The following is a 23,476-nucleotide window of genomic DNA, read 5'->3' as shown; positions in this document are numbered from 1 at the left end:
ACACGAGCGTGCCTTTCGCCTGCCCGGGAAATTCCGCGCAAAGCGAACATCCTCGCGTGTCGGCGACATGGTCTCAGATAGGCAGGGCTACTCGCATCACCAGGCCACCCCCCTCGCGCGGTTCCGCGACGATGTGGCCGCCGTGGGCGCGGGCCACCGACCTGGCGATCGACAGTCCCAGCCCGACACCCTTGTCACTTCCCGTCCGCTCGGTGCGCAGCCGCCGGAACGGCTCGAAAAGATTGTCGATCTCGTACGCGGGGACCACGGGTCCCGTGTTGGACACCGTGAGGACCGCCTGGCCGTGCTGCACCTGCGTGACGACCTCGACCCAGCCGTCCTCCGCCACGTTGTAGCGCACGGCGTTCTGGACGAGGTTCAGGGCGATCCGCTCCAGGAGGACGCCGTTGCCCTGGACGACCGCGGCGGCCCGCTCCCCGCGGACCTCCACGCCCTTCACGTCCGCCTCGCCACGCACCTGGTCTATGGCCTGCGAGGCGACCTCGGCCAGGTCGACCGGCTTGCGCTCGACGATCTGGTTGTCGCTGCGCGCGAGCAGCAGCAGGCCTTCGACCAACTGCTCACTGCGCTCGTTGGTGGCGAGCAGGGTCTTGCCCAGCTGCTGCAGTTCCATGGGGGCGCCCGGATCGGACAGGTGCACCTCCAGGAGCGTGCGGTTGATCGCCAGCGGCGTCCGCAGCTCGTGCGAGGCGTTCCCGACGAACCGCTGCTGGGCCGTGAAGGCCCGCTGCAGCCGCTCCAGCATGTCGTCGAAGGTGTCCGCCAGCTCCTTGAGCTCGTCGTCCGGGCCGTCCAGCTCGATCCGCCGGGACAGGTCCGAGCCCGCCACCGCGCGCGCGGTACGGGTGATGCGGCCCAGCGGTGAGAGAACCCGCCCTGCCATCGCGTAGCCGAAGGCGAAGGCGATCACGGCGAGACCCAGGAGAGCCATCAGCGAGCGGCTGAGCAGTCCGTCCAGGGCGTGCTGCCGCTGGACGGCGGTGCACTCCTTGAGCATGGCGTTCAGCTCTTGGTTGTTGCCCGCCCCGCTCAGCTGCGGACAGGTGGCACTGGTGAGTTCGAGGTTGCTGCCGGTCACCTGGAAGTCGACGCCGCTGCCCTCGTGCAGGGCCTGGGCCGCGAGCAGATAGATGATCGACAGCAGCAGGATGCCGGCGATCAGGAACATCCCGCCGTACAGCAGCGTGAGCCGTATCCGGATGGTCGGGCGCAGCCAGGGGAAGGGTGGCTCCGGTTTCCTCGGGTCCCAGGTGGGCTTCGGGGGCGCCTTGGGAGGCGCGGGGGTCGTGGTCATCTGGGTCAGATCCGGTATCCGGAGCCGGGCACGGTGACGATGACCGGCGGCTCGCCGAGCTTGCGGCGCAGGGTCATCACCGTGACCCGCACGACGTTGGTGAACGGGTCGGTGTTCTCGTCCCAGGCCTTCTCCAGGAGCTGCTCGGCGGAGACGACCGCGCCCTCGCTGCGCAGCAGGACCTCCAGGACGGCGAACTCCTTGGGCGCGAGCTGGACCTCCTTGCCGTCGCGGAACACCTCGCGGCGGTTGGGGTCGAGCTTGATCCCGGCGCGCTCCAGGACGGGCGGCAGCGGCAGGCTCGTACGCCGGCCCAGCGCACGCACGCGTGCCGTCAGCTCGCTGAACGCGAAGGGCTTGGGGAGGTAGTCGTCGGCGCCGATCTCCAGGCCCTCGACCCGGTCGCTGACGTCTCCGGAGGCCGTCAGCATCAGCACGCGGGTCGGCATGCCGAGCTCGACGATCTTCCGGCAGACGTCGTCGCCGTGCACGAGCGGGAGGTCACGGTCGAGGACGACCACGTCGTAGTCGTTGACGCCGATGCGCTCCAGGGCGGCTGCGCCGTCGTACACGACGTCGACCGCCATGGCCTCCCGGCGCAGTCCGGTGGCCACCGCATCGGCGAGCAGCTGCTCGTCCTCGACGACGAGTACGCGCACGTCGCTTGTCCTTCCTGTGTCCTCCCGCGCGGCGACTTCTCGGCGCACACGGGCGGGTCCGATGGGGCCCTCCCGCTCGAACGCAGCCGAGAGCGGGGAGGGTGAGACTCCATCCTGCCCTTTTCGGCCATAAGTCGGCTGTAAGACGGGTTCGGGAGCGGGGAATGCCAGATTTTCTCGGCGGGTTGAGGTTTCCGTGAAAGGGAGCGAGGGGAGGACGGCTTTACACCCCGCGATCACGCTCTGCTCGTGCCGCACCACCCGGCGGTACGTCATGGTCCGCTTCCGCAGAGCGGGCGTGGGTGTCCGGCACTGACGCCGCCCGGCTGGGCAGCGCCGGGCATCCCTGGAGACGTGATCGCCCCTTCCGAACGGCACACCCCCGTGCCACCACCGACCCACGACCCAGGACGAGGGGGCGCAGCATGGACGCATTCACCACAGGACTTCTGCAGCGCATAAGGGCGACCGAGTCCGACCTGACGATGGCTCGCGAGACCGGCGACGACTTCCTCGCGGAGGTCGAGCAGGCGGAACTCGACGACCTGCACCGCCTTGCCGCGGAGCACGGTGTTCAGGTCGGCGTGTCACACGTCTGATCCAGCTTTGACAGGAGCGGGGCCCGGCAGATCCAGTCCGGGGCCCCGCTCGGTCGTCTGTCGTGCGATGTAGGCCGCGCGGTGCCGGCCGTGTGTCCGACGCGCGGTGTCTGTCACGCGCGGTGTCTGTCACGCGCGGTGTCTGTCACGCGCGGTGTCTGTCACGCGCGGTGTCTGTCGCGCGGTGTCAGTCGTGCCAGGCGCCGAGTTCGTCGAGCCGGGACTGGAGGGTCTCGAAGAGGCCGGGCGGGGCCGCGACGGTCAGGTCGGTCGAGAGGGGCTCTCCGGGGCGCCCACCGGTCAGCGCGCCCGCCTCCCGGGCGATCAGGTCACCCGCGGCGTAGTCCCAGGGGTTGAGTCCCCTCTCGTAGTACGCGTCCAGGCGGCCCGTCGCCACGTCGCACAGGTCGATGGCCGCCGAGCCGCCGCGGCGGATGTCGCGGACCTGGCCGATCAGCTGCCCGACCACCTCGGCCTGCCGGGTCCTGCGGTCCGCGAGGTAGCCGAAGCCGGTGCCGACGAGGGCCAGCCCAAGATCGGGTGCGGGCCGCACGCGCGCGGGGCGGTCGCCGACGTGGGCGCCGCCGCCCAGGACGGCCCGGTAGGTCTCCGCCCGCATCGGGGCGTGCACGACCCCGACGAGCGTCTCGCCGTCCTTGCGGGCCGCGATGGAAACGGCCCAACTGGGCAGGCCGTAAAGGTAGTTGACAGTCCCGTCGATCGGGTCGATCACCCACTGGACGCCGCTGCTGCCCTTGATGTCGGCGCCCTCCTCCCCCAGTACGCCGTCGTCCGGCCTGGCGTCGGCCAGCAGACCGGTGATCAGCTTCTCGGAGGCGATGTCCATCTCGGTGACGACGTCGACGGCGCTGGACTTGGTCGCCGCCACGCCCAGGTCGTCGGGGCGGCCGTCCCGCAGGAAGGCGCCCGCGCGGTGGGCCGCGTCGAGGGCGATCTCCAGCAGTTCGGCCTTCAGCTCGTCGTTCGCTGTGGCGGTCACGGGGCTCCTCATACGTACGGGCTGTCGGCGCCCGCGGCGGCGGGCTTGGGGGCGCGGGCCGGGCAGCAGCCCGCGGGGCAGAGGTCGTGGCTCGGGCCGAGAGCGCCGAGGGCACAGGGCGAAACGTCTCTGCCGTTCTCGGTGGCGGCCCGCTCCAGCACGAGGTCGCGGATCGCGGCGGCGAACCGCGGGTCGGCGCCCACGGTGGCCGAGCGCCGCACCGGCAGCCCCAGTTCCGCGGCCTTCGCCGTGGCTTCCGTGTCGAGGTCGTACAGGACCTCCATGTGGTCCGAGACGAACCCGATGGGCGCCATGACGACGGCGGGGACGCCGGCTCCGTGCAGCTCCTCCAGGTGGTCGCAGATGTCCGGCTCCAGCCACGGGATGTGCGGGGCTCCCGAGCGCGACTGGTAGACGAGCCGCCAGGGGTGCTCTGTCCCGGTGCGTTCGCGCACCGCGTCGGCGATGAGCCGGGCGACGTCCAGGTGCTGCCGTACGTACGCCCCGCCGTCGCCGTGGCCCTCCACCGGTCCGGAGGTGTTCGCCGCGGACGTCGGGATCGAGTGCGTCGTGAAGGCGATGTGCGCGCTCGCGCGGACGTCCTCGGGAAGCTCGGCGAGCGACTTCAGGAGGCCCTCGGTCATCGGCTCGACGAAGCCAGGGTGGTTGAAGTAGTGCCGGAGCTTGTCGATCCGCGGCAGCTCCAGACCCTCGTCCTTCAGGGTCGCGAGGGCGCCGGCCAGGTCCTCGCGGTACTGCCGGCAGCCCGAGTACGAGGCGTACGCGCTCGTGGCCAGCACCAGGACGCGGCGGCGGCCGTCGGCGACCATCTCGCGCAGCGTGTCGGTCAGGTACGGCCCCCAGTTCCGGTTGCCCCAGTACACGGGCAGGTCCAGGCCGTGCTCCGCGAAGTCCTTGCGCAGGGCGTCCAGCAGGGCGCGGTTCTGGTCGTTGATCGGGCTGACCCCGCCGAACAGGAAGTAGTGCTGCCCCACTTCCTTGAGGCGTTCCTTGGGGATGCCCCGGCCCCGGGTCACGTTCTCCAGGAACGGGACCACTTCGTCGGGGCCCTCGGGGCCGCCGAAGGAGAGCAGGAGCAGGGCGTCGTAGGGAGTGGCATCGAGGGCGTCTCGCATGCCTCGATCCTGCCACCCGCCTCCGACAGCCGGGCATCGGCGGGGGGCCGAACGGGAGGTGGACACGGTGACCGGGGACATCCGCAGATGGGTTAGGGTCACCTGGCTCGTAAGCTGTATCAATCGGATTCGCGCCTTACCGGACCCTCACCGGAGACCTCCCGTGCTCAGCCCCTACCGCGCCCTGTTCGCCGCGCCCGGCTCCAGGAGTTTCACCGGCGCGGGCCTCCTCGGCCGGATGCCGCTGTCGATGATGGGCATCGGCGTGGTCACGATGATCTCCCAGGTCACCGGGCGGTACGGGCTGGCGGGGGCCCTCTCGGCGACGATCGCGCTGTCCGCGGCGGTGCTCGGGCCCCAGATATCCCGCCTGGTGGACCGGTACGGACAGCGGCGGGTGCTGCGGCCCGCCACGCTGTCCGCGCTCGCCGCGTCCACCGGGCTCCTGCTGACCACCCACTTCGACGGGCCGGACTGGGTGCTGTTCCTCTGCTCGGCCGGCATCGGCTGCGTACCGAGCGTCGGCGCGATGACCAGGGCGCGCTGGGCGCTCATCTACCGCGGCAGGCCGGAACTGCACACCGCGTACGCCTTCGAGTCCGTCATCGACGAGATCTGCTTCATCTTCGGGCCGATCATCTCCATCGGCCTGTCCACCGTGTGGTTCCCGGAGGCCGGGCCGCTGCTCGCGGCCTGTTTCCTGGTGGCCGGGGTCTTCTGGCTGACGTCCCAGCGCGCCACCGAGCCCCCGCCGCATCCTCGTGGGCACCACACGGGAGGCTCGGCGCTGCGCTCGGCCGGACTGCAGGTCCTGGTGGCCACCTTCGTGGCGACCGGCGCGATCTTCGGCGCGGTCGACGTGGTCACCGTGGCCTTCGCCGACGAGGAGGGCCACAAGGGTGCCGCGAGCATCGTCCTGGCCGTCTACGCGGCGGGGTCCTGCGTGGCCGGGGCCGTCTTCGGGCTGCTGCGCTTCACGGGGGCGCCCGCCCGCAGGTGGGTACTGGGCATCTGCGCCATGGCCGTGAGTATGATCCCTCTGCTACTGGTCGGAAACTTGCCGTTCCTGGCTGTGGCGCTGTTCGTTGCGGGCCTGTCCATCGCACCGACGATGATCACGACGATGGCCCTCGTCGAACTGCACGTACCACGCGCGAAACTGACCGAGGGCATGACGTGGGTGAGCACGGGGCTCGCGGTCGGGGTCGCGCTCGGTTCCTCCCTGTCCGGCTGGGTGATCGACGCAGCCGGGGCGCGGGCCGGGTACGGGGTTCCGGTCGCGGCCGGGGCTGTCGCGGTCGCGGTGGGTTTCCTCGGGTATCGCCGGCTCAACAGGCCGGTTCCGCAGCGGGGAGGGACCCATGAGAAGCACAGTGAGCGCGAAGAGCGGCACCTGGCGTAACTGGGCCGGGAACGTCACCGCCCGGCCGGCCCGGGAGGTCACTCCGGCCTCCGTCGAGGAACTCTCCGCCGCCGTGCGCCGGGCCGCCGAGGACGGGCTCAGGGTCAAGGCCGTCGGTACGGGCCACTCCTTCACCGCGGCGGCGGCGACCGACGGCGTATTGATCCGCCCTCAACTGTTGACCGGCATCCGCAGGATCGACCGTGACAACGGCACCGTCACGGTCGAGGCCGGCACACCGCTCAAGCGCCTCAACCTCGCCCTCGCCCGGGAGGGTCTGTCGCTCACGAACATGGGCGACATCATGGAGCAGACGGTGTCGGGCGCGGTCAGCACCGGCACGCACGGCACCGGCCGCGACTCCGCCTCGATCGCCGCCCAGATCGCGGGACTTGAACTCGTGACCGCCGACGGCTCGGTCCTCGCCTGTTCCGAGAAGGAGAACCCCGAGGTCTTCGCGGCGGCCCGGATCGGGATAGGCGCACTGGGGATCATCACCGCGATCACCTTCTCCGTGGAGCCCCTTTTCCTCCTCTCGGCCCGCGAGGAGCCGATGAGCTTCGACGAGGTGACGGGCTCCTTCGACGAACTGTGCGCGGAGAACGAGCACTTCGAGTTCTACTGGTTCCCCCACACCGGAAACTGCAACACCAAGCGCAACAACCGCAGCGTGGGCCCGGAGAAGCCGGTCGGCACCGTCCGTGGCCTGTACGAGGACGAGTTCCTCTCCAACGGCGTCTTCCAGGCGGCCAACTACGTGGGCCGGGCCGTCCCCGCCACGATCCCCTCGATCGCCCGGATCTCCAGCCGCGCCCTGTCCGCGCGCACCTACACCGACATTCCCTACAAGGTCTTCACTTCTCCTCGCCGGGTGCGTTTCACGGAGATGGAATACGCGGTTCCGCGAGCCGCCCTGGTCGAGACACTGCGCGAACTGAAGGACATGGTCGACCGTTCGCCTCTGCGCATCAGCTTCCCGGTGGAGGTGCGCACGGCCCCCGCGGACGACATCACCCTCTCCACCGCGTCCGGCCGGGACAGCGCTTACATCGCGGTCCACATGTTCAGGGGGACGCCGTACCAGGCGTACTTCAGCGCCGCCGAGCGGATCTTCACCGCGCACGAGGGCCGGCCCCACTGGGGCAAGGTGCACACCCGTGACGCGGAGTACTTCGCCGGTGTCTATCCGCGCTTCGGCGAGTTCACCGCACTGCGGGACCGCCTCGACCCGGAACGGCGCTTCGGCAACGACTACCTGCGGCGGATCCTGGGCGTATAGCGGTTCAGACAGACCATGAACGGCCGACGAGCCGACCGATTGCCCGAGCACAGGACGTACGGTCGAAGGAACTCCCTCCACTTCTGGCGATCATGTGAAGAACGAGTCTCATCATGATCACGAGAACGTCACCCCGGGCGGCCAACTCCCGCCCCCGGACAGAAGTTCGGTGGCGTGCCGATCCACGCAAGTGGCCCGAATGGAGTACTGTTGCGAGCCCTGGGACCGGACGCACGCCAGGGTGTCCGGAGCCGTACAGGACCGCCGAGAGGGGGCCCGTTGCACAGGGTGATGAGGTTCGTCACTTAGCGTTGCGAATAGGTAACCGTGCCATAACGGCGAGTTCGGGCCACCGTCCGACACGCCGGGCAACTCGGCAAGGTTGTGGCAGGCTGCACCCGGGCAGGCCACACTCGACTAGCGGAAGCAGCGACGCACGTGACGTCGGCAGGCACCACCCGGGAGGTCCCCATGCCCGAACTGCGTGTCGTGGCCGTCTCCAACGACGGCACACGGCTGGTGCTGAAGGCTGCGGACAGCACGGAGTACACGCTTCCGATTGACGAGCGTCTACGCGCCGCCGTACGCGGCGACCGTCCCCGCCTCGGCCAGATCGAGATCGAGGTGGAGAGTCATCTCCGCCCCCGAGACATCCAGGCACGCATACGGGCGGGCGCATCCGCCGAAGAGGTCGCCCAGCTCGCCGGTATCCCCGTCGACCGGGTGCGCCGCTTCGAGGGACCCGTTCTCGCCGAGCGAGCCTTCATGGCGGAGCGGGCCCGCAAGACGCCCGTCCGCCGCCCCGGCGAGACGACCGGTCCCCAGCTCGGCGAGGCCGTGCAGGAGCGCCTGCTGCACCGCGGCGCCGACAAGGAGTCCGTCCAGTGGGACTCCTGGCGCCGGGACGACGGCACCTGGGAGGTGCTGCTCGTCTACCGCGTGGCGAGCGAACCGCACTCCGCGAGCTGGACGTACGACCCTCCCCGGCGGCTCGTACAGGCCGTCGACGACGAGGCACGCTCGCTGATCGGCGAGTCCGACGACCTCGGCGCCGCCGAGCCCAGTTTCCCGTTCGTCCCGCGTATCGCCCGGCTGCCGCGCGACCGTCCGCTGGACCGCGCCCTGGACCGGCAGATCGAGCGGCCGAGCCTGCCGCCCGCCGAGCCGGACATCGAGGAGGGCGTCAGCGAGCGTGAGCGCGACTCGCTGACCAGCCTCCTGGAGGCGGTGCCCAGCTTCCGCGGTGACATGGTCGTGCCCGAGAGGCCCTCGGCAGGACCTGCCGCCTCGACGGCCTCCACGACGTCGACGACGGAACGCCTCGCGGAGGAGGAAGCGCCCGTCCCGGAGCCCGAGGTGGAGGAGCCGCCTGCTCCCGCGGCCTCGGCCGGTTCGGCCTACGCGGACGTGCTCATGCCGCGCTCGGTGGCCAGCCACCGCGACCGGCTCGTCGGCGCCACCGACCGGCAGGCCGAGGCGGACGGTGTCCGTCCGGGACGCAGAGCGGCCGTACCGAGCTGGGACGAGATCGTCTTCGGGACGCGACGCAAGAAGCAGGACTAGGAAGTGGCAGGGGCTCGCACCGTCTCGGTGCGAGCCCTCTGCTCTCCCGTCCGCCCCTCCTTACCGGTCCGCGCTTCCCCACCGGTCCGCGTCCCCGTTTCCTTGCCGGTCGGCGGTTCGTTCTCGGCCCGTCCGGCCGCCGCGCCCCTGGCGCTACTGCGGATCGGGGCCGGTCGCGACCGGCCGTCCGTCGTCCTGCGACCACTCCGACCAGGACCCCACGTACAGCGCGGCCGGGATGCCCGCGACCGCCAGCGCCAGAACCTCGTGCGCTCCGGAGACGCCCGACCCGCAGTAGACGCCGACCTCCGACGAGCCGTCGACGCCCAGGGACGCGAAGCGGTCGGCGAGTTCACCGGCCGGCAGGAAGCGACCGGATTCGGCCACATTCCCGGTGGTCGGCGCCGAGACCGCGCCGGGGATGTGGCCGCCGACCCGGTCGATCGGCTCGACGTCGCCGCGATAGCGCTCGGCGGCCCGGGCGTCGAACAGCAGTCCGGTGCGGGCCAGCGCCGCGGCGCCGTCGGCGTCGAGCAGGGACACCTTTCCCGGAGCCGGTACGAAGGTTCCGGCGGCCGGAGCCGCACAGCCGCTCTCGACCGGACCGCTCCAGGCCGCGAGGCCCCCGTCAAGCACACGCACCGACGGGTGACCCGCCCAGCGCAACAACCACCAGGCCCGCGCGGCCGCCCAGCCGAGCCCTCCGTCGTACACGACGACGTCACGGTTCTCGCAGACCCCGGCCGCGCGCATGGCCTCGGCGAAGACCTCCGGGTCCGGCAGCGGGTGGCGGCCCGCCGCGCCGGCGGGGCCGGCGAGTTCGGTGTCCAGGTCCACGTAGACGGCCCCCGGAATGTGCGCCTCCTCGTAGGAGTGGCGCAGGTTCGGGCCACCCAGCTGCCAGCGGATGTCCAGCACGACCGGCGGGTTCGGCCCCGTCAGGTCGCTCGCGAGTCGGGATGCGGAGATGATGGCGTTCATGGCCACCATCCTCGCGCACGAGGTGGCCTCCTCGTGCGGGTCCGGCTACTGTGCTCCGCCGGGCCGGCCCGACCACACGGCGTGCGGGAACGGGCACACGCTGTGCGACCGAGGACATGCCGAGGCAATCGCGGGGAAACAGATGGGCAACAGGAATGCGGGCGTCCTCCCGCCGTGGGCCGTTCGGCCGTGGCGCGGCCGACCGTCGGTGGTGCGACCATCGGCACCGGGCACCGTGGTCCACGACAGCGGCAGGCCCGGTTCGACAGCGGAAGTGAAGCGGCCCCGCGAGGCGCCGAGGAGAGGGTGACGATGACCGAGGCACGGGAGTCGGCCGGCCTGAACGGTTCTGCGTACACGCCCGGCACGCCCTGCTGGGTGAGTCTGATGGTGCACGGGATGGCCGCGACCCAGGAGTTCTACGGGGAACTGTTCGGCTGGGAGTTCCAGCCCGGTCCGCAGCACCTGGGCGCCTATGTGCGGGCGCAGTTGGACGGGCAGGAGGTGGCGGGCATCGGCCAGCTTCCACCGGACCGCCATCTGCCCGTGGCGTGGACGCCCTACTTCGCCTCGGACGACGTGGACCTGACGGCGGAGACCGTCCGGCACTGCGGCGGCACGGTCGGCGTCGGCCCGCTGGTCGCCGACGACGCCGGTCGCCTGGCGATCGCCTCGGACCTCTCGGGCGCCGTGTTCGGCGTCTGGCAGGCCGCGGCCCATCTCGGTGCGGGCATCGCCGGGGTGCCGGGGACCCCGGCGTGGAACGAGCTCGTCACCCGTGAGTCCGCGGGTGTCGCCAAGTTCTACGAGACCGTCTTCGGTTACGAGGAGGAGCCCGTCGTCTCCGCCGACTTCGACTACGTCACCCTGCACATCAAGGGCCGCCCGGTGGCCGGAATCCATGGCGTCGGCAACGCCCTGCCCCGCGACCGGGGCGCCCACTGGCTGACGTACTTCGAGGCCGTCGACGTGGACGCGGCGGTGGCCCTGGTCGTCGAACTCGGCGGCCACGTTCTCCAGCCGGCCCACGACAGCCCGTACGGCCGGGTCGCCATGGTGGCGGACCTGGAGGGAGCGGCGTTCTCACTGGTACGGAGCAGCCGCTGAGCAGGGCAGTGTACGCGGTGGGGCCGGGTCGTCAGTGGCGGGCCGTCAAGCGGCGGGTCGTCCGTGGCGGATCGTCAGGTGCCGGGCCGACGGTGGCGGGCCGCGGTGCCCACCGGGAGTACGTCCGGGGACAGGACGCCCGCCCGCGCGGTGGCCGTGGTCCCGGCTACTCGGTCTGGGCCGCGGCGACTGTCGGCGAGGTCCGGGAAGCCCGGAGGGCGGGCACCATTCCCGCGGCGGCGGTCACCAGGACGAGGACGGTGAAGACCGCCGCGAGTTCCCCGGCGGGGACGGTGAACGGGGCGCTCGTCCGGGCGACACGGACCACCAGCCAGGAGTACGGCATGCCGAGGGCCAGGCCGAGGACTCCGCCCAGTACGCCGTAGAGCGCGCATTCCACCGTGACCATGCGGTGCACGGCCGCTCCGCTGAGGCCCAGGGCCCGCAACAGCCCGAACTCACGCTTGCGTTCCACGACGGTGAGACTCGCCGTGGTCGCGACTCCGGCCACCGCCACCAGGACGGTCAGCCCCAGGACCATGATCACTGTCGTGGCCATCGTCCGCAGGTCGTCCGACTCGCCGGCCTGGCCTGCCGAGTCCTCGGCGATGACGCGGCCGTCGCCGCGCTGAGAGCCGGTCAACGTGTCGGTGATGGCCCGCTGTGCGCGTATCCGCCCCTGAGCGCCGTCCTTCGAGGCGTTGGCGGTGACCGTGGTGGGCGCCGCGGCCATTCCCATCCGGCTGAGGTCCGCGGCGGGGACGAAGAAGTTCCCTCCGTAGGGTCCGGCTCCGGGCAGCGTCGCCGCCACGGTGAGCTGGACGGGACGGCCCTTGAACTTCAGTGTCACACGGTCGCCCGCCCGGACGCCGAGCCGATGGGCGTGGTCGGCGTCCACCACGACGTGGGCGGGGTCGAGGTGGCCCAGGGAGCCGGTACGGGCGGTCAGACCCACGCCGGAGCGGACGGTGCCGAGGTCGAGGTCGGAGATCGTCGCGCTGCGGGTGCTCTCGACGACCTCCGCCGTGCGGAACGCGGTCACCTCGGCCAGCTCGGGGTGAGAGGTCAGATCGGCGGCCAGCAACCGGTCCAGCGAGTCGTTGTCTCTCGCGTACAGGTGGAAGTCCGCGGGTGCCTCCACCGCCTGCCGGTACCGCTCGTACGCGTTCAGGGAAGCGAGGCAGGTCAGGGTCGAGCCGACCAGGCAGACGCCGAGGGCCACGACGACCGAGACCGAGGCCGCCCGTCCCGGCGCGTCTCCGACGCCCGCGACCGCGAGGCGCCCGGCCGCACCGGTGCGGCGCAGTGGCACGGCGACGGCCGACAGCACAGGCCGGACCAGACGGGGGCCGATCGCGATCAGGGCCAGGAAGGCCAGCCCGCCCGAGAGCACCACGACGGTCAGCGCCTCGAACCGGTCGTACTCCGTGTCGCCCGGCTGGGGCAGCCCGCCGTACTGCTGCCGGGCGAGACCCGCGGCGCCCGCCGCGCACAGCAGGCCCAGCAGGGTCCGTCCGATGCCGCCCTCCGCGTCCTGCCCGCCCGCCGCGCTCCGCAGGGCCTGCAGCGGGGAGACCCGCGAGGCGCTCAGGGAGGGGGCGAGGACCGCCAGGACCGCCAGGACAACGGTGCCGAGAACGGTGAGGACGGCCTCCGTCAGCGGGACCTGGGAGGGTGCGGACAGGTCGTGCCCGAACCGCCCGGCGACCGGAGGGAGGAACTGCCCGCAGCCCCAGGCCGCCAGCACACCGGTCGCGCCGGCCAGCAGGCCGACCACCGCTCCTTCGGCGACGAGCGCGGCGGCGAGCCGTCGCGAGGTCGCCCCGATGGCACGCAGCAGCGCCAGTTGGCGTACGCGCCGGGCGAAGACGATGCGGAAGGTGGAGGTCGCGACGAGAACGGCCGCGCCGACGGCGACGGCGAGGAAGACGGTGACCAGTTCCAGGATGTCCTTCGCCGCCGCCACCGCCTCACGGGCCTCCTCCTCCCGCACCTCGTCCCCGGACCGCACCCGCGCTCCGGGCACCGCCCGTCGGATCCGCTCCGTCAGTTCCGCGGACACGGAACCGGACGCCGAGGACGCGCTGTCGGTGCGGATGTCGATGCGGGAATAGTCGGACACGCCGAGCAGCGCGCCGAGTTGGGGGCCGGGGGCGTACCCCGTGGGCTTCGCGTCGTTCGTGGCCATGCCGCGGACGATGCCGCTGACCTCGACCGTCACCCGCCGGGTGCCGTCGCCGTCGGCCTCGGCCTCGGGCTCGGGCTCGGGCTCGGGCTCGGGCTCGGGCTGCAGCAGGGTGAGCGACGATCCCGGAGCGAGGCCGTACTCCCGCGCGGCCTGCGTGTTGACGGCGAGGCGGCCCGGGCCGGAGGGGTACGTGCCGTTGAGCAACCGGACCTCCGCCAAGGCGCCGGTGCCCGGGTCCGCGGACAGATCGAGGTAGCGTTCGACGGCGCTGCCGGCCAGCGGGCTGCCACCGTCGATCCGGCCCACGGCCTCGGTGACTCCGGGCGTCTTTCGGACCTCGCGCAGGCGGGCCTCGCCGATGGCCTCACCATCGCCGTCGTCATCGCCGTCGCCGTCGCCGTCGTCGTCGCCGGGCGTGAGCACCAGCGACACCGCTTCCGGTGTTCCGCGGAACTTCTCGACGACGGTCGCGGTGATGATCTGCTGGGCCATGACGGCCCCGAAGACGACGAACGCCGCGATCAGCAGCGACAGTCCGGTCGCCGCGAACCGTCCGGGCCGCCTCAGAAGTTCCGCCACCTGGGAGCCCAGGACGGTCGCACGCCACGGAGTCCTCATCGTCGCCTCTCCTTGACATCGGTGGCGGGTGCGGCGGCCCGCCCGGAGGGGACGGCGTGCTCGTCGTTCACGACACGTCCGTCCGCGAGGGTCAGCACCCGGTCCGCGTACCGCGCGGCCTCGGGGTCGTGGGTGACCATCACGACCGACTGGCCGAGGTCGTCGACGGACCGGCGCAGCATGGTGAGGACCTCGGCGCCGGCCCGGGAGTCGAGGTTGCCGGTGGGTTCGTCGGCGAAGACCACGGCCGGCCGGGCCACCAGCGCCCTGGCCACGGCGACCCGCTGCTGCTGGCCTCCGGACAGTTCGGCCGGGCGGTGCGACACCCGGTGGGCGATGCCGAGGACTTCGCAGAGGTGGTCCACCAGCTCGCGGTCCGGGCGTTCGCCGGACATGGTGACGGGCAGCACGATGTTCTCGTAGGCCGTCAGCTGCGGCAGCAGGTTGAACGACTGGAAGACGAACCCGATCCGTTTCCGGCGCACCCGGGTCAGCTGCCGGTCGGACAGTCCGGTGATCTCCGTTCCGTCCAGCACGATGCTGCCGGAGGTGGCGGTGTCGAGTCCGGCGACGCAGTGCATCAGGGTCGACTTCCCCGACCCGGAGGGGCCGACGACGGCGGTGAACCGGGCGCGCCGGATCCCGACGGACACCTCGTCGAGTGCCCGGACCTCGGCGGTGCCCTGACGGTAGGTCTTGACCAGGGCGGTAGCGGTGATGACGTCGTCCGGTGTGTGGCCGCGGGCGGTGTGGAGAGCCATGGGAGCAGTTCTCGCGATCCGGGTCAGGAGCCGAGCGGCGGCATGGAGAGGGTGACGCCGGAATCCGAGCAGTGTCCCTGCGCGTCCTCCTGGAGGTTCTTCACGTCCTTCGCGGACGGCGCTTCGTCGGACTTCTCGGCGGCCCCGAGCGCCCACCCCTCGTACTGCGAGATCTTGGCTCCGAGGTAGCCGTCCTTCATCTGCGCGCGGCGCTCGTCGCCGGTTTCCTTCCACCACTTCTCCGCGTCAGGCGCGGGGCCGGTGGAGATCTCCTCGGCCTCGGTGATGATGCGCTGTGCCAGCCGGCAGTCCTCGGCGGACGCCTGGCTGAGCTCGTTGCGGTCCTGCCACCAGTACCCCGCTCCGACGGCCAGGGCCGCGGCGGTCACGGCCGTGACCGCGCCGATGACGAGGCGGTTCCGCTTGCGGTTCTGCGTGGCGGGTGTGGTGGGCGTGGTGGGCGTGGTGGGCGTGGTGCCCATCGGGTCCTCCAGTGGGTTCTCGGCCGCGTTCGGCGACAGTGAGAAGTCTGGAGTTCGGCGGCCCGCCGGGCATCGGCCACGAATCTGAGATCGGACGCGGCGGATCTGGCACGCCGGGCGAGGTGGCTCCTGCACCCCCGGGGGCAGAACGCGGCGGCGCCTCTGCACCCGCAGGGGGAGGGACGGGACTCTCAGGGGGAGGGACGGACGAGCCCCGACTCGTAGGCGAACGCGACGGCCTGGGCACGGTCCCGCAGGTGCAGCTTCGCCATGAGGTTGCCCAGGTGCGTCTTCACCGTGGCCTGCGCGACGTACAGGTCCGCCGCGATCTCGGCGTTGGACAGTCCCCGGGCGACCAGGGCGAGCACGTCCCGCTCGCGCGCGGTGAGGGCGTCCAGCCGTTCGGCCTGTCCGTTCGCCGGTCCCAGCCGGTCGGAGACCCGGTCGAGGAGCAGCCGCGTGATGCGCGGCGCCACCACCGACTCCCCCGCCGCCAGGACCCGGATGGCGTTCACGACCTCCGCGGCGGGGGCGTTCTTCAGCAGGAAGCCGCCGGCTCCGCTGCGCAGCGCCGCGAACGCGTCCTCGTCGTTGTCGAAGGTGGTCAGCACCAGCACCCCGGGTGGATCGTCCATCCGCATCAGCTGTTCCGTGGCCTGGATGCCGTCCATGACGGGCATGCGGATGTCCATGATGACGACGTCCGCCTCGACCTTTCGCAGCAGGTCGAGGGCGTCCGCCCCGTTCTCCGCCTCACCCACGACCTCGATGTCGTCCTGACCGGACAGCACCATGGAGAAGCCGGCCCGGATCAACGGCTGGTCGTCCACCACGGCCACCCGGATCGGCCTGCCTGCCTGCGTCATCACTTCGTCCTTGTCGGAATCGAGGCACGTACGTGCCATCCGCTGCCGAGCCGGGGGCCGGCCTCGAAACTGCCGCCGGCCAGCTCCGCCCGCTCCCGCATCCCCACGAGCCCGTTCCCTCCGGAGCGCCCACCGATGCCGCGGCCGGCGAGGGTGCCCGCTCCGTCGTCGACCACACCGATCAGCAGTGTGCCCTGTTCCTCGTGGAGCCTGATGTCGACCCCGGCCCCGGCTCCCGCGTGGCGGAGCACGTTCGTGAGGCACTCCTGGACGATACGGAAGGCCGTCATCTCCTCCGCCGGCGACAGCCGCCCTTCGCCGACCTCGACCGACACGTCCACGGTCAGACCTGCGGCCCGTGCGCGTTCGGCGACGACCTTGATCTCGTCGAGGGTGACGAGGCGCCGTGCCGGGCCGCTGTCGGCGGAGTCCGGGTTGCCCTCGCGCAGCACCCGGACGATGCGGTGCATGTCGTCGATCGCGTCCCGGCCCGTCGCCGCGATCGTCCGCATCGCGGACTGCGCCATGTCCGGCGACTTCCTCAGCACGGACTCGGCGCCGTCCGCCTGGAGGATCATCACGGCCAGGCTGTGCGCCACCACGTCGTGCAGTTCACGGGCGATCTCGGCCCGCTCCCGGGCCGCGGCCAGCCGGACGCGCTGCTCCTGTTCCCGCTCGACGTGCCAGGCGCGGGCCGCCTGGCTCTCGGCGTAGAGGCGCCGTGTGTGCAGGGCGAAGGCCGTCAGCCAGACCGTCAGCGTCAGTCCCCAGAGGATCAGGAGCGATTGGAGATCGACGGACGCCTCGATGCCGGGAGTTGGCATCCCCACCGTCCCCGCCACCGAGGCCAGCAGCACCACACCGCCCGCGAGATACGGCATCCAGCGGGTCCGGGAATGGTGGATGACCGACATCATGGCGAACAGCACGGCCACGTCGTACGAGGCCGGCGCCGACGCCAGCGGAAGTTCGGGCAGGCCGTGCAGGACGAACTGGACGACGCCCAGCGCCAGGACGACTGCCAGCACCGTGCCGGGGAACCGTCTGCGGGCCAGCAGGCACAGTGCCATCAGCCCGCCCAGGAGCAGGTCGTACTCGGCGTCGTAGTACCACGCCGCCACCAGGACCACCAGCGCGATACCCATGTCGCAGGCCCGGGCGACGGCGCGTCCGTACCGGCCGGACAGCGCCATCCAGGGCGACGGGACCGGGGCCGTTCTCTCCTCAGCCAACCGTCGTACCCTTCTCCTCCGGCAGACGCGCCACCGCGTGGCCTGCGGCACAAGTGCCGTCGGGCCGCGGGGACTTCGCGATGAGGGCGATGCCCTCTCGCGCACATACTGCCTCAGCGCGGGACCGGTGTGCGGCGCAGCGGCGCGGGCGTCTCATGGATCGAGGGAGCCCGGCGCCGGTGGCGGGACAGCGGTCGCAGCGCATGAACGCTCCCCGACAGCGGTCGCAGCGCATGAACGCGCGCGCCGTGTGGCAGGTGGTGTCCGACTGCGGGTGGATACCGATCAGCTCCGCCATGGTGCGGATCCTCTCGTCGCGGGCCCGGCTGGGCAGGTGGACGCCCGAGTCGAGCCACGGGAACGAGCCGCGTCACCTGGGCCCTGATGTCGGACTGCGGCCGGGGCGCGGCGGCTGCGGGCACGCCGAGCCGCGGAGCAGGGTCAGGTCTGTCCAGGTCGGCGGGCCGCCGTGGCGTGACGTGCTCAGCCGGCCGGGCGCCGGCCCCAGACCACGCACAGGTCGCTTTCAGGGAGGCGGGCGTCAGACCGGCGGCCGGTCAACGGCCGTGCAGTCGGCACGGCCGCCGTCACCGGCGCGGCAAGCAGATTCGAAGCTCAGGACGGAGCGAACGGCAGGACGTCCGGCGAGAGCGCGCCCGCACGCCCAGCGGCGCTCGTCATGCGGCGGCGGTGGTGACGTCGGCACAGCACCTCATAGCCGACCTCCGCCGCCGGGCGGTTCACGTCGCCGACGACGACCTGCTCGCCTTCCAGCACCATCTCGCCGTCCACCGTGCGGGCGTTGTGCGTCGCACGCGCCCCACACCAGCACATCGCCTCCACCTGGAGCGCCTCTATCCGGTCCGCCAACTCGATCAGCCGCTGGGAACCCGGGAAGAGCCTGGCGCGGAAGTCGGTCGTGATGCCGAAGGCGAAGACGTCGAGGCCCAGGTCGTCCACGACCCGCGCCAGTTGGTCGACCTGCTCGGACGCCAGGAACTGTGCCTCGTCCGCGATCAGGTAGTCGACCCTGTCGCCCTGCGACATACGGCCCACGACATAGGCGTACAGATCCATCTCCGGTGCCGCCTCGACAGCGTCTGTCACCAGACCGAGCCGCGAGGACAGCTTCCCCTCCCCCGCCCGGTCGTCACGCGTGAAGAACACGCCCTGCAGACCCCTTGCCGACCGGTTGTAAATCCGCTGTAGAGCAAGTGTCGACTTCCCGCAGTCCATGGTTCCGGAGAAGAAGACCAGCTCGGGCATGGGGAGTCGAGCACCTTTCAACAGGGGTGAGACAGCGGCGGAGCAGGGGCGGGGTGGGGGCTGGGCAGGGGTGATGCGCGGCGGCGGAGAGGTCAGGAACGCACTTCCAGCAGGGGGACGTGCTGTTCCGCCGGGGTCATCGAGCCGTGGTTGCCGACCATCAGCGACTCCTTCGGCTCCCGCTCCGACGCGGTGATCAGGACGTCGTCCCGGGCGGCCGCGACCACGTCGCCGATGCGCGCGTACACCCGCTCGTCGACGTGCGGGCCGAACCACCCCGCCGCGATCGCCTCGTCGCGCGAGGCCACCCAGAACTGCTCCCCGAGGACTTCGCGCCAGCAGGTCAGGACGTCCGACTCGGCACCCGGGACCGCGTACACGTGCCGGGCGCGGCCCTCGCCGCCGAGGAGGGCGACGCCCGCGCGCAGCTCCCAGTCCTCGTCGAAGTCGATCCGGTGCTGCTCGTCGAAGGGGATGTCGATCATGCCGTGGTCGGCCGTGACGTACAGGGCCGCGCGCGGCGGCAGTTGCTCGGCCAGGCGCTGGACCAGCCGGTCCACGTACATGAGCTGTCCGCGCCAGGCGTCGGAGTCGATGCCGAAGCGGTGTCCCTTGCCGTCCACCTCGGCGTAGTACGTGTAGACCAGCGAGCGGTCCCCCGCGGCCAGTTGCTCGGCGGCCATGTCCATGCGGTCCTCGCCGGTCAGCCGGCCGTGGAACGTGCCGCCGCTGAGCGCGATCTTGGTCAAAGGGGTGTTCTGGAAGTGCGGGGCCGACACCTGCGCCGTGTGCACACCGGCCGCGTCGGCCAGCTGGAACACCGTGGGATACGGCTGCCACGTGCCCGGCTTGGTCCAGGGGATCCAGCGGAGCTGGTTCATCAGCTCGCCGGTCTCCGGGTTCCGTGCGGTGTAGCCGGGCAGTCCGTGGGCTCCCGGGGGCAGGCCGGTGCCGACCGAGGCCAGCGAGGTGGCGGTGGTCGCTGGATAGCCCGCCGTGATCGGCCGGCCGGTGCCGCCGCGCGAGCTGCCCAGCAGGGAGCTCATGAACGGTGCCTCGTCCGGGTGCGCCTTCAGCTGTTCCCAGCCGAGGCCGTCGATCAGGAAGACGCAGTTCCGGTCGGCCGGGCTCAGTTCGCCGAGCGAGGCGGTCATGTCCGGTACGTCCATGCCCGCGGCCAGCGTGGGCAGGAGGTCGGCGAGCGAGCCGCTTCCGTACTCGGGTACGGGCGCGGATTCGACGGTGAGCGGTTCCGGGTCGTCCCAGACTTGCTGGGACATCAGCGGGTGACGTCCGCGGTCGCCTCGGAGAGCGACTGCGCGAAGGCGAGCGTCTGGCGCACGGCGTCCGGCCCGTCACCGGCCTCGCTGACGCGCAGGCTCAGGTCGTCCGCCGTCGAGCTGCCGGTGTAGCCGTGGTCCGCCTCGCAGTTGGCGTCGCCGCAGGCCGCCGGCTCCAGGTCGATACGGGCGACCGCGCCCCAGCCGATGGTGAGCACGACCTCGCGCGGCAGCGTCCCCACGACGTACTTCTCGGGGTTCGCCACGACCCGGCTCAGCACCACCGACGAGATCCGGCCGATCTTCACGGACTCGGTGGACGTGGTCGCGTACGGCGTGGGCGACGTGCTGTCCGCCGCCTGCTCGTCGGTGTGGCTCACGATGAAACGGTTACCCGTGAGGACGAGCACCGTCACATGCCGACGTACCTCGTTCGCGTCGAACGTCGTCTCCTGGTGGACCAGATACGACCGGATGGGCTCGCCCCCTACAGCGGCCTCCACCGCCTCGGCCACAAGGGCCGGGTAGTAGCCGCTGCGCTCGATCGCCGCTCGCAGCCCCTGGGTCGTCGTACTGGTCTTGGCCATGACGTCCATTCTACGGGGGCGCACTGACTGCGAGGCACCGCTCAGTACACAGGAAGCGTGCGTGGCCCGAGGTCGTCACGGGCCGGCGGCGGCGCGAGCCGTACGGAAGCGCTGAGCACGCTCAGCCCGCGCGGGGCGACGACGACCGGTTCCAGGGACACGGAGACGACCTCGGGGTGATCGTCGACGAGCCGTGACAGGCGCAGCAGCAGTTCCTCCAGTGCCTCGACGTCCGCCGGGGCCGAGCCGCGCCAGCCGAAGAGGAGGGGTGCGGTCCGGATGGATCGGACCAGTGAGGCGGCGTCGCGGTCGGTGACCGGAATCAGTCGGTGTGCGGTGTCTCCGAGCAGTTCGGACGCCGCTCCCGCGAGCCCGAAGGAGAGCACCGCTCCGGCGGCCGGGTCGATGACCGCCCGTACGACCGTGTCGACGCCGCGTGGGGCCATGCCCTGTACCACCGGGCACAGTTCCTCGGGCTCCCCGAAGAGGCTGGTCAACTCGGCGTACGCGCGCCGCAGTTGCTCCTCGTCCGCCAGGTCGAGGCGGACGCCGCCCAGGTCGGCGCGGTGCCGCAGATGCGGGGCGGTGGTCTTCAGCGCCACGGGGTAGCCGAGGCGCTCCGCCGCGGTGGCGGCTTCCCCGGGGGTGGGTGCGGGCAGGGCACGGCGCACCTCGATGCCGTACCGGGCGAGGAGGGCGCAGGTGTCGTCGGGGCCGAGCGTGCGGCTGCCCTCCACGGATCCTGGTTCTGCTGCCGGTTCCGGTGCCGGTTCCAGTGCCACTGCGGCTTCTGGTGCGGGTTCCGCGGTCGCTGCCGGCGCCGGCTCCCCTTGCGGCGACGGTTCCGCTTCCGGTGCCGGTTCGGCAGTCGCCACCGGTTCCGCGGTCGCGATTCCCTCTCCGTCGACGAGGAGGCGGCTGATCTGTTCGGCGGCGGCCTTCTCGTCGATGTCCTCGTACTCGGGCACCCGTCCGGGATCGGCTGCCTCCTGCCGCCACTGGCCGTATTTCACCGCTTCCGCGAGCGCGCGCACGGCCCGCTCTGCGGCGGGGTAGGCGGGGATGAGCCGCGAGTCCACCTCGGCACCCTCCGTCCCGGTGTCCTCCGTCCCGGCGCCCTGCGTCCCAGCGCTCTCCGTCCCGGCGCCCTCCGTCTCGGGGAGGACGGGGGCGGCTTGTGGTGCCGGACCGGCTTCTGCTGATGCGCTGCCGACCGGTGCGCCGCCTCCGGCCGGTGCGGGGCCGGCCTGTGCGGGGCCGGTCGGTGCCGCGCCGACGGCCGGTGCGGTGCTGGCTGCCGCGGACAGGGCCTCCGCGAGCCCGCCCAGCTCCACGTGCACCACGAGGACCGGCTTGGCGGGCGCCGCCGCCGAGGCCGAACGAAGGGCCTCCGCCAGAGCGGCGTCCGCCGCTGACCGCTCGCCCACCGCCGGAATCGCCGTGACCACGACGGCGTCGCAGGCTTCGTCGGCCAGGGCGGACGCCAGCGCGGCACGGAAGTCCTCGGCCGAGGCGCCCGTCGTCAGATCGCGGGGCGGCAGCGGTTGCAGCCCCTGGGCGAGACACGCGTCGTACGTCAGCAGCCCGAGCGACTCGGAGTTGCCTAGAATCGCCACCCTCGGGCCCGCGGGCAGGGGCTGGCGCGCCAGCAGCAGTCCCGCGTCGACCAGCTCCGTGATCGTGTCCACCCGGATGACCCCGGCCTGCCGCAGCAGGGCGGACACCGTGGCGTGCGGCAGCCGGGTGGCCCGTACCGCGTGGCCCTGGGGCGCGGCTCCGCCGTGCCGCGCGCCCTGGACGACGACCAGCGGCTTGGCCGCGGCCGTACGCCGGGCGAGGCGGGTGAACTTCCGCGGATTGCCGATCGATTCGAGGTACATGAGGGCGACATCGGTGTCCGGGTCGTCGTACCAGTACTGAAGGACGTCGTTTCCGGACACGTCCGCGCGGTTGCCGGAGGAGACGAAGGTCGACACGCCCGTCACCCCGGTGACGCCGCCGCCGCGCCGGTGCAGACGGGACAGCAGCGCGATCCCGATGGCTCCGGACTGGGCGAACAGGCCGATGCGTCCGGTGCGCGGCATCTCCGGCGCGAGCGAGGCGTTGAGCCGGGTCCGCGGGGAGGTGTTGATGACGCCGAAGGCGTTCGGCCCGATCAGACGCATCCCGTACGTACGCGCCTGGCGTACGAGCTCGCGCTGGCGCTCCCTGCCCTCGGGACCGCTCTCGGCGTATCCCGCGGAGACCACGACGAGCCCCTGCACCCCGTGCTCGCCGCACTCCGCGACCGCTTCCGGGACCCGTTCGGCCGGGACGGCGATCACCGCGAGGTCGACGGGCTCGCCGATGTCGCGCACGGAGCGGTGGGCCGGGACTCCGGCGAGCTCCTTCTCCTGAAGTGCTCCGTTCACCGCGTACAGACGCCCGGTGAAGCCCGCGTCCCGCAGGTTCTCCAGGACGCTGCGGCCCACTCCGCCGGGTGTGCGCCCCGCTCCGACGACCGCGACCGAACCGGGTGCCAGGAGCCGGGCCACGGAACGCGCCTCCGCCCGCTGCTCCCGCGCACGCTGCACGGCGAGCGAACGGTCGGTGGGCTCCAGGTCGAACTCCAGGCGTACGACGCCGTCCTCGAAGCTGCGCTTCTGCTGGTACCCGGCGTCCGTGAAGACCTTGATCATCTTGCTGTTGGCGGGCAGCACCTCGGCGGCGAAGCGGCGGATGCCGCGCTCACGGGCGACGGCCGCGACATGTTCGAGCAGCGCGGAGGCCACGCCACGGCCCTGGTGGGCGTCCTGGACGAGGAAGGCGACCTCCGCCTCGTCCGCCGGGGCGGAGGCGGGCCGACCGTCCGCGTCGATGCGGTCGTACCGTACGGTGGCGATGAATTCGCCGCCGACGGTCGCCGCGAGTCCCACCCGGTCCACGAAGTCGTGGTGGGTGAAGCGGTGGACGTCCTTGGCGGACAGACGCGGGTACGGCGCGAAGAAGCGGTAGTACTTCGACTCGGCGGACACCTGCTCGTAGAAGCTGACGAGGCGGTCGGCGTCGTCAGCCGCGATGGGCCGGACACGCGCGGTGCCGCCGTCGCGCAGCACGACGTCGGCCTCCCAGTGAGCGGGGTACTCGTGCCGGTCCGGCGGGGTCTGCATGGGGCC

At 71.9% G+C, this 23,476-nt stretch carries 19 protein-coding genes; 5 read left to right on the top strand and 14 right to left on the bottom strand.

What is annotated here, in order from left to right; genetic code table 11:
* Positions 1–73 precede the first annotated feature (73 nt).
* Entirely contained in the window at positions 74–1,315 is a 1,242-nt protein-coding gene (locus ACH4DZ_RS38870) for a sensor histidine kinase (protein WP_398293509.1), read from the bottom strand.
* A gap of 5 nt (positions 1,316–1,320) precedes the next feature.
* A complete protein-coding gene (locus ACH4DZ_RS38865) occupies positions 1,321–1,974 on the bottom strand; it encodes a response regulator transcription factor (protein ID WP_006380516.1) in 654 nt (217 codons plus the stop codon).
* Positions 1,975–2,399: 425 nt separating this feature from the next.
* On the opposite strand from ACH4DZ_RS38865, the gene ACH4DZ_RS38860 reads away from it, so the two are divergent.
* Positions 2,400–2,573 (top strand): hypothetical protein, encoded by a 174-nt coding sequence (locus ACH4DZ_RS38860; protein WP_398293507.1) that lies wholly within the window; start codon positions 2,400–2,402, stop codon positions 2,571–2,573.
* A 187-nt stretch (positions 2,574–2,760) separates the two neighbouring features.
* Here the strand turns inward: ACH4DZ_RS38860 and ACH4DZ_RS38855 are convergent, their stop codons facing one another.
* The gene (locus ACH4DZ_RS38855) at positions 2,761–3,585 is read right to left on the bottom strand and encodes an inositol monophosphatase family protein (RefSeq protein ID WP_398293505.1); all 825 of its coding nucleotides are present in this window, start codon (positions 3,583–3,585) and stop codon (positions 2,761–2,763) included.
* Positions 3,582–4,709 (bottom strand): ferrochelatase, encoded by a 1,128-nt coding sequence (locus tag ACH4DZ_RS38850; protein ID WP_398293502.1) that lies wholly within the window; start codon positions 4,707–4,709, stop codon positions 3,582–3,584. The genes ACH4DZ_RS38855 and ACH4DZ_RS38850 overlap by 4 nt, the downstream gene beginning before the upstream one ends.
* Positions 4,710–4,872: 163 nt before the next feature.
* On the opposite strand from ACH4DZ_RS38850, the gene ACH4DZ_RS38845 reads away from it, so the two are divergent.
* The 3 genes from ACH4DZ_RS38845 to sepH all read left to right on the top strand — a co-directional run bounded on the left by ACH4DZ_RS38845 (position 4,873) and on the right by sepH (position 8,953).
* The gene (locus ACH4DZ_RS38845) at positions 4,873–6,111 is read left to right on the top strand and encodes an MFS transporter (protein WP_398293500.1); all 1,239 of its coding nucleotides are present in this window, start codon (positions 4,873–4,875) and stop codon (positions 6,109–6,111) included.
* A complete protein-coding gene (locus ACH4DZ_RS38840) occupies positions 6,071–7,390 on the top strand; it encodes a D-arabinono-1,4-lactone oxidase (protein ID WP_398293498.1) in 1,320 nt (439 codons plus the stop codon). Before ACH4DZ_RS38845 ends, ACH4DZ_RS38840 begins: the two co-directional genes overlap by 41 nt.
* Positions 7,391–7,861: 471 nt before the next feature.
* Positions 7,862–8,953, top strand: coding sequence for a septation protein SepH (sepH, locus tag ACH4DZ_RS38835; RefSeq protein WP_398293496.1), 1,092 nt, complete (start codon positions 7,862–7,864; stop codon positions 8,951–8,953).
* A 153-nt stretch (positions 8,954–9,106) separates the two neighbouring features.
* Here sepH and ACH4DZ_RS38830 read toward each other — a convergent pair whose 3' ends face one another.
* Complete coding sequence (locus ACH4DZ_RS38830; RefSeq protein WP_398293494.1) at positions 9,107–9,934, bottom strand: sulfurtransferase; 828 nt, start codon at positions 9,932–9,934, stop codon at positions 9,107–9,109.
* Positions 9,935–10,246: 312 nt separating this feature from the next.
* Between ACH4DZ_RS38830 and ACH4DZ_RS38825 the strand changes: the two genes are divergently transcribed.
* Complete coding sequence (locus tag ACH4DZ_RS38825) at positions 10,247–11,041, top strand: VOC family protein (protein ID WP_398293492.1); 795 nt, start codon at positions 10,247–10,249, stop codon at positions 11,039–11,041.
* Positions 11,042–11,207: 166 nt separating this feature from the next.
* Here ACH4DZ_RS38825 and ACH4DZ_RS38820 read toward each other — a convergent pair whose 3' ends face one another.
* The 9 genes from ACH4DZ_RS38820 to ACH4DZ_RS38780 form a co-directional block, all read right to left on the bottom strand.
* Positions 11,208–13,847, bottom strand: coding sequence for an FtsX-like permease family protein (locus ACH4DZ_RS38820; protein WP_398293490.1), 2,640 nt, complete (start codon positions 13,845–13,847; stop codon positions 11,208–11,210).
* Positions 13,844–14,608: an ABC transporter ATP-binding protein gene (locus ACH4DZ_RS38815; RefSeq protein ID WP_398293488.1), complete on the bottom strand. Its 765-nt coding sequence runs from the start codon at positions 14,606–14,608 to the stop codon at positions 13,844–13,846. Before ACH4DZ_RS38815 ends, ACH4DZ_RS38820 begins: the two co-directional genes overlap by 4 nt.
* Positions 14,609–14,631: 23 nt before the next feature.
* Positions 14,632–15,090, bottom strand: a complete 459-nt coding sequence (locus ACH4DZ_RS38810; RefSeq protein ID WP_398293486.1) for a hypothetical protein — start codon at positions 15,088–15,090, stop codon at positions 14,632–14,634.
* A 191-nt stretch (positions 15,091–15,281) separates the two neighbouring features.
* Positions 15,282–15,956: a response regulator gene (locus ACH4DZ_RS38805; protein ID WP_398293484.1), complete on the bottom strand. Its 675-nt coding sequence runs from the start codon at positions 15,954–15,956 to the stop codon at positions 15,282–15,284.
* Positions 15,956–17,188, bottom strand: coding sequence for a sensor histidine kinase (locus ACH4DZ_RS38800; protein ID WP_398293482.1), 1,233 nt, complete (start codon positions 17,186–17,188; stop codon positions 15,956–15,958). Before ACH4DZ_RS38800 ends, ACH4DZ_RS38805 begins: the two co-directional genes overlap by 1 nt.
* Positions 17,189–17,803: 615 nt before the next feature.
* Positions 17,804–18,454, bottom strand: a complete 651-nt coding sequence (locus ACH4DZ_RS38795; RefSeq protein ID WP_398293480.1) for a thymidine kinase — start codon at positions 18,452–18,454, stop codon at positions 17,804–17,806.
* A 92-nt stretch (positions 18,455–18,546) separates the two neighbouring features.
* A complete protein-coding gene (locus tag ACH4DZ_RS38790; RefSeq protein ID WP_398293478.1) occupies positions 18,547–19,734 on the bottom strand; it encodes an alkaline phosphatase family protein in 1,188 nt (395 codons plus the stop codon).
* On the bottom strand, positions 19,734–20,321 hold the full coding sequence (locus ACH4DZ_RS38785) for a DUF5998 family protein (protein WP_398293476.1): 588 nt from the start codon (positions 20,319–20,321) through the stop codon (positions 19,734–19,736). The genes ACH4DZ_RS38790 and ACH4DZ_RS38785 overlap by 1 nt, the downstream gene beginning before the upstream one ends.
* A 41-nt stretch (positions 20,322–20,362) precedes the next feature.
* Positions 20,363–23,470, bottom strand: a complete 3,108-nt coding sequence (locus ACH4DZ_RS38780; protein ID WP_398293474.1) for a GNAT family N-acetyltransferase — start codon at positions 23,468–23,470, stop codon at positions 20,363–20,365.
* Positions 23,471–23,476 lie beyond the last annotated feature (6 nt).

Source organism: Streptomyces sp. NPDC017991 (assembly GCF_044328075.1).
Lineage (GTDB): Bacteria > Actinomycetota > Actinomycetes > Streptomycetales > Streptomycetaceae > Streptomyces.
Note: the sequence above shows the minus strand (reverse complement) of the source record. Positions and strands in the feature narration are given on the sequence as shown.